This is a genomic window from Ferruginibacter sp. SUN106 (genome assembly GCF_050611765.1).
Lineage (GTDB): Bacteria > Bacteroidota > Bacteroidia > Chitinophagales > Chitinophagaceae > Ferruginibacter.
In genome coordinates this window covers 886,662-900,064 of the sequence record NZ_JBODJC010000003.1, presented here as the reverse complement: position 1 = coordinate 900,064, position 13,403 = coordinate 886,662, and the positions used below count along the sequence as shown (strand labels likewise).

Below are 13,403 nucleotides of genomic sequence, written 5' to 3'. Positions count from 1 at the left end.
GAGTAATTATAATCCTGATAGAAAACTATCGTGAATATAATCCACCACATTCACCAGGTTCTTGCTTTCTTCATATACTTTTAGCTGCCTGTCGGCACCAGTACCTTGTTCCATCATTTTATGCACATTGTTTACCGCATGGCGGCTACCCAGGTGAGGTACCACATCATCTATAAAATCCAGTAATTCGTATAGTAAAACCCTGGTATTCACTTCACTTTCTTTACCAAAATCAATCAGGCTGCCATCAATACCATAGCGGCTGGCACGCCATTTATTTTCATTCAATAAAGCCCTGCTATACATCATAAAATTCAGGTTCTGCATGCGGAGTTTATATAATTTGGCACAAATACCCTGGAACAAGGCGGCGATAGAAATCGTTTCCTGCACCGTCATCGGGATATCACAGATTCTGAATTCCACCGTATTAAAGAAAGGATGCACCCTGAGGTCCCACCATATTTTTTTAGCATTATCAATGCAATTGGTTTTTATCAGCAGCTTTACATAGTTATCATATGCTTCAATGCTTTCAAAAAAATCGGGGATACCCGTACGGGGAAACTTATCAAATACTTTGGTACGGAAAGATTTGTAACCGGTTAACCGGCCCTCCCAAAAAGGAGAGTTGGTACTTAATGCATAAATATGGGGTAAAAAATACCGGGCACTGTTGGCTATGTGAATAGCCATTTCACGGGTTTCCATACCTACGTGTACATGCAAACCAAAAATTAAATTGCTACGGGCAGCTTCCTGTAATTCATTTACAATTTCGTTGTAGCGGGCATGGTCGGTTATTAACTGGCTTTCCCAATGGCTAAAGGGGTGAGTGCCCGATGCGCCGATCCATAAACCAAGGTCGCCGGCAATGCCACTGATTGTTTTACGGAGTGTACTCACATCCATAAAAGCTTCGTCCACATCGGCACAAATATCAGTGCCTACCTCAACCACGGCCTGGTGCATTTCGGCTTTTACTTTGTCTTTAATAACTTTTTGCCCTTCCTGTACAATTTTTTGCTGATGGCTTTTCAATTCCCTTGTTACAGGGTCTATCACCATATATTCTTCTTCAACACCAAGTGTAAAATGTTTGTATGAAAGATTTGCCATGTTGTAATTTAATTAAAGTTTAAAAATTTCATTCATCGGTATACTTAATCCTTTTAAGACTGAAGAAGAAATGTTTTCGTTGGCTTCGTAAATCAGGGGCCTGCCATATTTTTCATTTTCATCCAGCAGAAATACATGAATCTGTTTGTACTCAGGGTATACTAACCAGTATTCAAGCACACCATTCTCTTCATACAGGTCAAATTTATATTTCGTTTCTACTCTTGTATTTCCGGGGCTTAATACTTCTACTATCAATTCCGGAGCACCGTCTATACTGCGGTTATCTTTCAGTTTATCTTCGTCACAAACCACAATAATATCAGGCTGAACTACAGTAGTGATTTCGTCATCTCTTAATTTTTTCTTTCTGAATGGTTTGCCTTTTAACCTCACATCAATGGGAGCAGTAACGGTTATACAAGGTTTCCCTTTTAAAAAGTTATGGAATGGAACAAAAATATTAGCCTGTATTTTTTGATGATTAAAACTCGGCGCCGGGCTCATCTTAAAAATCTTACCCCTTATCAGTTCAATTCTTTCTTTAAAATTCCAGGTAAGATAATCAGCATAAGTAAACCCATAGGGGCTTTCCGGTTCTTCTACAAACTCTTCACTTAAATCCTGGTGTACTATCGTTAAATAGTTCTTCATGCATCAATACAGTTTCTTTTTAGAAGAACTGTTGGTGATATATGTGCCCCATGTTAAATTATCCATATCGTCTTTATGTTCCATTGCTTTTTCTATAGCATAATTGGCAGCCGTTTCCACTACCCAGTCAAAATTTTCCTGTCCTACACTGGTTACTTCTGCATCAGGTGCAGGGTTGCAAAAATCAATAGCATAAGGTACGCCATCACGAATGGCCAATTCAACGGTATTAAAATCGTAGCCTAAGTAATGACAGATACGCAATACAATATCTTCCATCAGTTTGTATCTTTCTGGCGATGGTTTAAAATCGGCTACATAGCGTAGCGCATGCGGATTACGTGGTTCATACGGCATAATGCGTACATATTTGCCGCCAATACAATAGCAACGATAATATTCGTCAAATTTAATCTCTTCCTGTAGCATCATTACCAGCTGTTCTGTTTCGGCATGCTTTTCAAAAAATTCTTCAATGCTGTTCAATTGATATACACTTTTCCAGCCGCCGCCTGCAAAAGGTTTCATGTATGCCGGAAAACCAATGTATTTAAAAATACCTTCCCAATCTAACGGGTAGGCTAAGTTGCTGAAAGATTCATCAGATGTATCAGTTGGCAAATCCTTACTGGGCAGTATAACTGTTTTTGGAACCGGGACACCAATTTTTGTGGCTAGGCAATTATTGAAAAATTTCTCATCGGCACTCCACCAAAATGGGTTGTTAATTACAGTAGTGCCACAGAGTGCCGCATTTTTTAAATAGGCCCTGTAAAAAGGAACGTCCTGGCTTATCCTGTCGAAGATAACTGCATAACCACTGGGCTCGCCCTGCATTACCTTATCAATGTATACTGGTTCGGCAATAATGCCATCAATTTTTTTGCTGTTTACCCTATCTATAAAAGCCATGGGAAAACTTCTTTCTTTTCCGAAGAGCATGCCTATTTTCTTCATAACAGTTAGTTTTATTTTTTGAATAAATGTATTGAGCCGTATTCAAATATATTTTTTCGCCGCCAATAAAACAAATATTGTTTCATTTGGGATTTATGATGTCGGATATCTGAAACCATAAATCTGAAATCATACATCATACATTTGTTTTCGTCTTCTTTCCTTAATTTTGAAACTATGGACAAAGAAAGAGCTGCAAGTGTTATTGTTGAAAATCATGTACTGCAATCCGAATTTTTAGTTAGAGAAGTAAAAGTTGATTGTTACTTACCCCATCAAATTGAGGATACTGCTGCACTCAGCCTTTTACTCATCAATGATGGGCAGGACCTGGTAACGATGAATTTTGAAAGTATATTGGATACGCTATACAGCACTAATGATATGCAGCCATTATTTTGCGTGGGTATTCATTGTTCTTCGGATAGAAAAAATGAATATGGCACTGCAAAAATTTTAGACTATAAAGGCCGTGGTGCCAAGGCAGCTTTATATACCCGTTTTGTTTTTGAAGAATTATTGCCATTTATACGTACAACTTATGGTATACAATCTTTTAAAGAAAAATCGTACGCAGGTTTTTCTTTGGGTGGCTTAAGTGCCCTGGATATTGTTTGGAATAATTCACAGGAATTCAGAAGGGTAGGTGTTTTTAGCGGATCATTGTGGTGGAGAGATAAAGACCAGGACGATGCTGATTTTAATGAAGATACTGATCGTATTATGCACCGGCAAATAAAAGAGGGGGTGTATGCTCCCTGGTTAAAATTCTTTTTTGAAGTGGGTACGCAGGATGAAACTGCAGATAGAAATAATAATGGAATAATAGATTCTATTGACGATGCACTAAGTTTAATTGATGACCTGGAGGCGAAAGGGTATAGCAGGGAAACCGATATTAAATACCTTGAATTGCAGGAAGGCAGGCATGATGTACCTACATGGGCAAATGCCTTTCCGTATTTTTTAAAATGGGGTTGGGGTTACTTTAATAAAGAACTATTGGATTGATCTTCTGCTTAAAATATATAAAAAGCCCCGAAAATTTTCGGGGCTTTTTGTTGTAATACTTTTATATTTTTTAAAAGATATAGCGAATACCTAACTGGCCCTGCCATACATCAGCAATTGATGTTCCTTTTCTGTAAGTTTCATATGTTAAACTGTTGTTTACCACATTCATTTTAAAGTAAGGAACTCCGTTTGCATCTACTCTTGAATATGCTAATGGAGAAGTAGTATTGGTTACATATGCAACACCCCATTTGTGATCGATCATGTTACCGATGTTAAAGATGTCAGCTCTGAACTGAATAGTGTGTCTTTGTTTACCAAAGTTTTTGAATATTTCCACCATTGCAGAAAGATCAAATCTTGAAAGCATTGGTTGCAAAACACCATTTCTCTGAGCTACCTGGCCCCTGTGATTTTTTAAGTAAGAGTTGTTCTGAATATATGCTTCAAAAGCATCTTTTTGTTGCTGTACAGTAAATGGTGTAGTACCGGTAATAGCATCAAAATTCATTTCACTCTGATCTTTAGGTATGTACATCAGATCGTTACCGCTGATACCGTCTCCATTCATATCATTAGAATAACCAAAACCAAATCTGCCCTGGCTTTGAGATTGTCCATATAATGAGATCTGTAAAGCAGCGGCTTTAGCAAATTCTTTTCTGTAGGTAACATTACCGATTACACGGTGTCTTGTATCGTTATCACTAAAAGAGTTATCAGGCAAGTTGTTACCATTAACTGTTCTGGTAGAGGTAAAGCTGCTGAAAGCAATAGTACTTGCACTTGAATAATCTTTGGTACGGCCAAAGTTATAAGCAATCATCCAGCTTAATCCTTTTTGTAAAGGTTGTTCTAATTTAAGTGTTACACTGGTGTTAGAACCGTAAGGACGGCTGGCTAATACAGTGGCATCATTTACATTAGAGTTGATTCTTACAGCAGCTGCACTACCGGCAAACTTAGGGCGTTTATCCGGACCTGCAAATGTAGTGGTGGGTACTTTCTGGTTAGCATTATAATAAAAAATATTGCTTAAGCTCTGTGTAAATAAAAATTCAGCAGAACCCACAATACCACCAATTATTTTTTGATCTACAGCCATATTGGTTCTGAATACCTGCGGAAAGCGGAAATTCTTTTCAATAGGTGCGATATTATAACTTGGTGCCGGTGAACCTGGGTTAGGAGTAGGAACATTACGGTTAATATTAGGGCTGAAAGGATAAGCCACAGTATTATCCTGGCTTATTTGTCCTGCCTGCATACCGTTGTTACCAACTGCATTACTTACAAATACAAATGCAGGACGGCCTGAGAATAAACCTAAACCTCCACGCAATTGAGTTTTCTTATCACCTTTAAGATCGTAGTTAAAACCAAACCTTGGGTTGATCATTAATTTTGCAGATGGTAATTGAGAAGTACTCAATTTGGTAGGGTTACCATTCTCATCAACAAAACTATAGCCTGCAACCTGTGGATTGTAAACCGCATTAGAGGTAAAGAATGGTACATCAAAACGAACACCATAAGTGATATTCAGTTTGTCTTCAATCTGCCATTCATCCTGTATGTATGCACCTATGTTCTTTGCTTGTGTAATAGCATTCCATACTTCATTACCTGCAAGGTTACTAAAACCTAAAATGTACCTCCTTAACTGAACAGGGTTTGTGGCCATGTTGTTGTTAGCAAGGTAAGCATTGGCAGAAGTATAAAAATCTGCAAGGCTTTTAAAAATAAATTGTCCCTGTATCTGTGGAGTAAACTGGTTAAAGAATTTGAATGATTCAAAGTTTGCACCGGCAGATGTGGTGTGTTTACCATTGTAGAAAGTGATGTTGTCAGAAGCCTGCCAGGTATCAGTAAACAATTTATTGTTTGGAGTAAATGGTTCAGCACCAAAAGAGATATAGTTTCTATCGGCAGTGGTACCATCTAAGATGTCAACTAATGGGAAAAGTTTTCCTTTAACAGCTCTGTAATCCCTGTTCGCTGTCCAGCCAAAGATCAATTCATTAGAGATCTTATTGCTGATACGTGTATTTAACTGGCCAATCAGTGAATAGATATCATTGTTGATCTCGTAGTTGTTATTAGAATAGTTCATGGTATTTAAATTACTTACCCTTGAACCGCCCAATACGCCTGAAGAGCTTGAGCCGATATCTTTGAAAGATCTTAATGAGTTAAAACGTACACTGAACTTATTTTTGTTGCTGATATTCCAGTCAATTTTAGCTAAGATCTTGTAGCTTTTAGTGATGAAATCATAGCCTTCATATTTACCCGGATCGTATCCAAAATTGGTATTTAAGAAACTGGATAAAGCATCAAGGTCAGTTTTTTTAACTCTTGAAACGTTGGTTTGGCCGGTGTTGCTGCCATTATCTGATACAAAAGCTGTTCCCGGATCGTTTCTTTTTTCATTTTCGTAGTTAGCAAAGAAGAACAATTTGTTTTTGATGATTGGTCCGCCAAGGCTGAAACCAAATTGTTTTACATCAAAATTAGCAATGGTAACAGGCGTTTTACCATCAGAACCTGCTTTAGTACCTACTAAGCTCTGGTTACGGTTATTATAGAAAGCAGAACCATGGAAAGTATTGGTACCGCTACGTGTAACAGCATTGATACTTGCACCGGTAAAACCTGCATCTTTTACGCTGTAAGGCGATACATTCACCTGTATTTCTTCAATTGCATCTACCGAAATAGGAGAAGCACTGGTTTGGCTACCGGGCAATGCCTGTAAACCAAAAGAGTTATTAAAGATAGAACCATCCACAGTCAGGTTGATAAAACGGTTATCCTGGCCGGCAAATGAAGTTCCGCTTGCCTGTGGTGTTAATTTGGTGAAATCAGTAATATTTCTTGAAAGTGTAGGTAAAGCGGCAATTAACCTTCTGTTGATATTAGTAGAAGTTCCTTTTCTGTCTTTAGAGATCAGGGAACCTTTTCTTGCTGTACCTGCTACTATCACTTCCTTTAAACTGGAATTAGCATCGGTTAAAGTCACATTTATTTTAGAAGCCTCGCCCAATTGAACGTTTACATCAGTAATTACTTCCGGTTTAAAACCTACAAAACTTATAGTCACCTTGTATGGTCCGCCAACTCTTAAGCTGGGAATGTTAAATACCCCGTTTTTACCAGAAGTGCCTCTGTAAAGGGTTCCTGAAGGTTCATGAAGTACTTCGATGGTAGCCCCGGTTAAATCAGCACCTTTTGCATCTTTAACGCTTCCGCTGATGCTACCGGTAGTAACCTGGGCAGCTAAAGCAAAGGGAAAAGCCAATAGTACAGTTAGTAAACGTACAATTTTCTTGATTCTCATAATAGTTTGTTTTTACGGTGGCAAAGAAACTAAATAATTGGCGAATTTGAGCCAACTTTTATTAACAAATTCTAGGGCAACTATATGCTTCTATTTGCTGCTTTACGGTAAATGGCTGCTATTTTATTATGTATTTAATGATTATCAAAGTTTAAACGGCAACATTAAATGCATTACTTAATTTACTATTATGTATCGGGTAAAATATTCCCAAATTCAAAATAGCGGTAAAACCATATCAAGTGTAAACCTTATTACCTTTGCAGTATAAAATAAAAATATGCTGGATAGTATTGAAAGTGCCATTGAAGATATAAAAAAGGGAAAATTAATAATTGTGGTTGATGATGAAGACCGTGAAAATGAAGGAGACTTTATCGGGGCGGCAGAATCTGTAACCCCTGAAATGATAAACTTTATGAGTACCCATGGACGTGGGCTTATATGTGCACCATTGATTGAAGAAAGGTGTAATGAATTATTGCTGCCCCCGATGGTAGTGGATAATACTTCGCTTCACGAAACTGCTTTTACGGTTAGTGTAGACCTGCTTGGAAACGGTTGCACTACAGGTATTTCTGCTCACGACAGGGCAAAAACTGTACAGGCATTGATAAATCCCTCTACTAAACCCGAAGATTTGGGGAGGCCCGGGCATATCTTTCCTTTAAGAGCAAAAAAAGGAGGTGTTTTACGCCGTACGGGTCATACAGAAGCTACTATTGATATGGCGCAATTGGCAGGCTTTTATCCCGCCGGTGTTTTGGTTGAAATTATGAATGAAGATGGTTCTATGGCAAGGGTGCCGGAATTACTGGAAATAGCAAAGAAATTTGACCTGAAGCTGATCTCCATTAAAGATTTAATTGAATACCGTTTAAAAACCGAAACACTTATTGAGGAAGAAGTGAGTGTGCAATTACCAACCAAATACGGAGCTTTTGAGCTGGTTGCGTTTAAGCAATTAAACACCGGCGAAATTCATATGGCGTTAAAGAAAGGTAACTGGGAAAAAGATGAACCCATTTTGGTAAGGGTACACAGCAGTTGTATGACCGGCGATATATTGGGCTCATTAAGGTGTGATTGTGGTGATCAGTTACATCATGCTATGAAAATGATTGAAGAGGAAGGCAAGGGTTTAATATTGTACATGAACCAGGAAGGCCGTGGTATTGGATTGTTGAATAAATTAAAAGCCTATAAATTACAGGAGCAGGGCCGTGACACAGTAGAAGCTAACCTGGAACTGGGTTTTGGAATGGACGAAAGAGATTATGGTGTAGGGGCACAAATTCTGAGGCATATGGGAGTTAGTAAAATGAGGCTGATGAGTAATAACCCACGCAAGCGTGCCGGGCTTTTAGGGTATGGCTTAGAGGTAGTTGATAATGTGCCAATTGAAATAAAATCTAATCCACACAACGAAAAATATTTACAAACTAAAAAAGACAAGCTGGGCCACAATATTTTGAACGGCTAATTATGGTGCTGTTTTTATAACTGGTTTTTTCTCTCTTTTCTTTGGATTGGTATTTTGTTTTTTATCAAATTCTTTTTGATAGGAGAGACGTACACCCGTTCTGTTACGCTGACCTAATGTAACATCCACGCTGGTTCTGTTAAAGCCTACTACACGAAGTTTGCCATCGGCAGTTAAAATGTATTCAACCGTTATGTCCGGTGTAAGCAACACGTTGGTATTTCTCGCCTGCAGGATGTAGGGATTATTATAGTCGATATTTCCCCCTAAAGAAACAATCAGCCTGCCGTTGAAGTATTCTTTTTTAAATCCGAAATTACCCGATGCTTCCAGTGCATTGATCAACTCCTTACTGGTAAGATTATAATTTGAATTGAAACTTAAGTAAGGCGTTAAAGTAGGATCTTTAAATAGCTTTTGAAAAACTTTAGTCAACTGGTTATTTAAAAATCCCGAAATTACCTGGCCTACAGTACCAGATAAAAACTGGTTTATAGAAGCACCAAATCCGCTATTGGTTCCATCATTGATAAAGGAATTAAAAAGCAATAAGGAAGCTACCTGGCGGTTTCTCTCGTTAGGGTCTTTGGCCAGCTTTTTAAGATTCTCCAATACAACCGGATCGCTGGTACGATCGTTTTGTTTTTCTTTAGGGATAACAAATTCAAAATCTATCACCGGAGCTTTTAAGGTATTGGTAAGATGTGATACAATGCTGATATCTGATTTTTGATTAAACTTACCACTGCTTGTAGCAAGGCTGCTTAAATCAACATTAGGCGCAAGGTATTCCGCATTAATATTTATTAAGGCCTCGTAAGGATCTCCATTCCACGTAATTGAAGAACCATTGGTGATAGAAAAATATTTTTGTATAAAGGTTTGAAAGTTAAATTTATATTCCCCCTCGGTAATATTGTACCTGCCTCTCATTGTTAACGGTTCTTTGCTGCCAACAGTAATATTTAAATTGCCGGTGCCGCTGCCTTTAATAATATCTCCTGTAGCTTCATCCAATATTACATCTATTTTACAGGCAGGGTTTGCAACGAGATCCATATCTACGGAAATATTTGTACCCTGCTTATTTCTTACATCCTGCATTTCGGTACCAAACTGAACAAATTCGATGTAATCAATTACGCTGGCTTCTTTTCCTGCACCTATGGGAAGGTAAATATGGTTTGAATCTGATAGTGATGTTGAAGGCTTTCCACTTATTTTCATCTTCATATCAGTAATGTCGCCATTCAATGTCATGGTTGCATTACCAATTACTTTTCCGTAAAACTGGCTGTTATCTTTTTGCGTTGTATTCAGCAACAGCATTTTACCTGTATTAAATTTGATGTTATCAAATTCAAAATCATCAAAAAATTTATGGTACAATTTTCCACTTAATGTGCCTGTGTTGCCAAGTGTATCGGTCAAATATATATTGCCAAAATCAATTTCACCAGGATTGAAAACAATTGGTGTGTTTGTAAAATTGTATTTGCATTGTGTATAGATCACTTTAAAAGAACCGTCAGTTACGGTTACACTTCCTGTAAAAGACCTGTTATTGGGGCCACCGGTTATTTTTAAAGGGCCTACTGCATCTCCTTTCATATTGGTGAAAACAGAACCCAGGTAATTATCCAGTAAACTGATATCAAAATGTTCTGCCACGGCATCAACAGTCATTTGTTTGTCAGAAGAGTCTTTGTAATTGTAATTGCCGTCAACATGAAATTTGTACAATTTGCTATTGGCATCAGCTTTAAATCTTACAAGGCCTGTTGTGGTATTTACATCACCTTTTAATGTGGTATTGCCAATCTCTTTATTATCTACAACCAGGTTCTCGGCAAGGGCATCATATTCTACAGTTGGTTTGCCAAAAGGGTCTCTTAGTGTAATAGTTCCGGTTAGCATTCCTTCAGGCCTTGGTTTTTTTAAAAAGAAAGGAGCAAAATCATCAATATTAACTTTTTTTAGTTTGGCTACCACATTGGTCTTATCAGTTACATCATCCATTTCGGTAGAAAAAGTGATCTCCTGGTTCTCCTGTATAAATTTTACTTCACTTGCATCAATAAAAGCTTTGCGTATCGTTAGTTCCCCATCTTTTTCCAGCCGCCATTTTTTATCATTAAGAATGAAGGAAGAAGGGGAGAAGTGAATTCTTACACCATCGGTTAAAGTTTGTACAGTGGCATTCAGTTCAGCTTCACTTAATGTTTTACTGGCACTTGTTTTTAGCTGAATAGAAGAAACATCGTTATTTGATTTTATAGAAAGATTGGTACCGGGAAAATGCAGGCTGTCATTTAAAACAATATCACCGGTTGTTATCCGGGTGTTTAGCGTATCAAGGTTTCCTTTACTTTCCAGCATAACTGAATTGAATATTTTTTTATCATATTCAAATTCGGGTATGTTGGCATTAATGTTCAATTCATTTTGCGCCAGCTTCAGGTTACCGCTGAAAGTGGCGTTGTTAAAACCTTTCAGTTTGCCATCCAGCAATTGCACATATTCATCAACTTCTTTTGTTTTAATAATAAAATCAAAATCCTGGTCGCTTACATTATATTTTGGTTTGGTGATATAAGCAGGATAGTAACGGCTTAAAAATACTTTAAAGGCATCGGGCAATTCCAGTATCTTAAAATTACCGTTTACATAAGCTTCCACTTCGTTAGATTTAAGGGAAAGATGTTTTTTGCCATCGGCATAAAATGAATTTAATGCCAGTGAATCAAAAGATAATTTGGTATTGTTATGCAGCAATGTTGCACTGTATACTTTTGCAGTGCCCAAAAAATTATCAATATTACTACCCGTAAAGTTCAGGTTAAAATGACCATCCAATGCAAAGTCTTCTTTAGTAAAACCCAATGGTTTTAAATTTGATTTTTTTAATACCGCATCAAAATTAAAAGCAGCTTCCTTACCTGCAAGACTTGCAGAGCCGTCAAAACTTTCAATGGCCAGGTTGGGGTCATCTACAGCACCATGACCGGTAAATACCTGTTTTTCAAAATTGCCATCCAGGGTAATGTTCTTATAATTATATCCGGAGAATTCAACCTGGTGAACATTACCTTTAAAATTTGCATTCAGATCTTTTAATGTAAAACCACTACCAACTATATTGCCATCTAATGCAATATTCCCTAAAGTGGTAGTGTTTATAAATTGCCCCAGGTTAAAACCTGAAGAAGATATTTTTCCAGAATAAGTAGCGGGCTTATTGTCGGGCAGTTTCATGTTGATATCAGCAATTATATTGCCCAGGTTAGTATTGATATTTCCATAAGTAACAAAATCATTGATAAAACCTGTAAAATTACCCTTGAACTTGATATTACCCAGTTTACTTAATTTGGGCTGAGTTACATCTTTTAATGCCGGAATAATTGTAATAAGATCAGCATAATTAGTTACCAGGTCGTTGGATTTAAAGTCGATGAATGTATTCTTCAGATCTGGCAGCCCTCTCAATGCTATATCTCCATCTACCGCAGTATTACCGCTTTTGATCAGCATGTTTTTTGCCACCAGGTTATCGATTGTGCCTTTTGCATTGCCCTTAATATCAAAACTGCGGTTCCATGTTTTTAATGCAGGTGCAAAAAAAGCAATATCATCACTATGTATTACGCTGTTGTCAAATTTTCCTTCAAGGGTTACACTATGAATAAAATCACTCATGCTTTCATTAAAACTATCATAACTCATAGCATAATAATTACCCAACCTGCTTTTAGTTGTAGCCAGATCCAGGTTTTTAAATTCCATAATATCGGGAGTGAACTTAAGATCGGCAATAAGTTTTTTTAATTCAAATCCGCTTCTTTCTTTTGTAGACAGGCTGATGTTTGCTACAAGTGTATCTTTTGCAAAATGAATATTTTTCAAATTGCCGTTAATAGCAGCAAATACCAGGTGCTGGGCATCAAACCTGTCGTCGGTAAAAGGCGCCCTAATCGTTTCTTTTTCGTTTTGAAAACTACCATTGTTGATATGGAGTTGGTGTACATCAATTTGCCAGCCGTCATTATTCCATTTGTATTGGGCAGGCACTGTAATATTTACCGTATTATTTGCCGGTGTTGATACCTCTGGCCGGTTGCCTGTATAATTACTCTGGAAGAAAACCGGGTTATCTAAATTGATATCCTTAAATGAAAGCTTGTTTTTTGAAAGATCAACAGTATCTGCTTCTACGGTCATTTTTTTTACTGCCACAATAAGATCCTGTCCCACCCATTTATCTATTTTATTAAACTTCACGTTTTCAAGTTCCATTGTCTTAAAATCAATGGCTATCCCTTTTTTTGGAGCGGCATTCGGGTCTTTAGGAGAGGAAAAATAATCTACCAGGAACTGGTAGTTCCATACAGAATCAGTACGTTTAAGATTTACGGAAACATCTTTTAAGCCTATATATTTTAAAGTGGCTTTGTCTTTAATAAAAAACCAGTCGGTAATATTTACTTTAGCAACGCCTGCATAAAGTAAAGTATCTTTTTTTCTGTCTTCTACTGTTACCCCTTCAAGAAGCATTTTATTAAAAAAAGAAAAGTCCACATGTTTTACAGAGACTTTAGTCTTTAGGTTTTGAGAAAGTGTACCAGCAATTCTTGTAGCCAGAAAATTTTGAAAAGAAGTCATATTGATGATTCCCCAAACACAGGTCAAAAAGAGAAGAAAGGAAATAAAAAATGCCGACTTATGTTTAGTTTTTTTAAACACAAAAGCCCAGGCTGTGCCCCAGCCAATGAGTAAAAGATAAAATAACCATTTATTCTCATTGTAAATAAAAAAAGTCATTATGCCCAGCACCAG

Annotated in this window: 7 protein-coding genes; 2 read left to right on the top strand and 5 right to left on the bottom strand. The window is 37.3% G+C overall.

The window, feature by feature from the left end:
- Positions 1–6: 6 nt before the first annotated feature.
- The 3 genes from ACQ334_RS15335 to ACQ334_RS15325 are packed head-to-tail and all read right to left on the bottom strand — an operon-like array spanning position 7 to position 2,730.
- Entirely contained in the window at positions 7–1,119 is a 1,113-nt protein-coding gene (locus ACQ334_RS15335) for a carboxylate-amine ligase (RefSeq protein ID WP_430989120.1), read from the bottom strand.
- Between the two features lie 12 nt (positions 1,120–1,131).
- On the bottom strand, positions 1,132–1,773 hold the full coding sequence (locus tag ACQ334_RS15330) for a Uma2 family endonuclease (RefSeq protein ID WP_430989119.1): 642 nt from the start codon (positions 1,771–1,773) through the stop codon (positions 1,132–1,134).
- A gap of 3 nt (positions 1,774–1,776) precedes the next feature.
- Positions 1,777–2,730, bottom strand: coding sequence for an ATP-grasp domain-containing protein (locus ACQ334_RS15325; RefSeq protein ID WP_430989118.1), 954 nt, complete (start codon positions 2,728–2,730; stop codon positions 1,777–1,779).
- Between the two features lie 177 nt (positions 2,731–2,907).
- Between ACQ334_RS15325 and ACQ334_RS15320 the strand changes: the two genes are divergently transcribed.
- A complete protein-coding gene (locus tag ACQ334_RS15320; protein WP_430989117.1) occupies positions 2,908–3,741 on the top strand; it encodes an alpha/beta hydrolase in 834 nt (277 codons plus the stop codon).
- 70 nt (positions 3,742–3,811) lie between these two features.
- Here the strand turns inward: ACQ334_RS15320 and ACQ334_RS15315 are convergent, their stop codons facing one another.
- Positions 3,812–7,084, bottom strand: coding sequence for a TonB-dependent receptor (locus tag ACQ334_RS15315; RefSeq protein ID WP_430989116.1), 3,273 nt, complete (start codon positions 7,082–7,084; stop codon positions 3,812–3,814).
- A gap of 280 nt (positions 7,085–7,364) precedes the next feature.
- Between ACQ334_RS15315 and ACQ334_RS15310 the strand changes: the two genes are divergently transcribed.
- A complete protein-coding gene (locus tag ACQ334_RS15310) occupies positions 7,365–8,567 on the top strand; it encodes a bifunctional 3,4-dihydroxy-2-butanone-4-phosphate synthase/GTP cyclohydrolase II (RefSeq protein ID WP_430989115.1) in 1,203 nt (400 codons plus the stop codon).
- Here the strand turns inward: ACQ334_RS15310 and ACQ334_RS15305 are convergent, their stop codons facing one another.
- The gene (locus tag ACQ334_RS15305; protein WP_430989114.1) at positions 8,568–13,229 is read right to left on the bottom strand and encodes a translocation/assembly module TamB domain-containing protein; all 4,662 of its coding nucleotides are present in this window, start codon (positions 13,227–13,229) and stop codon (positions 8,568–8,570) included. It abuts the gene before it with no gap.
- Positions 13,230–13,403: the final 174 nt, after the last annotated feature.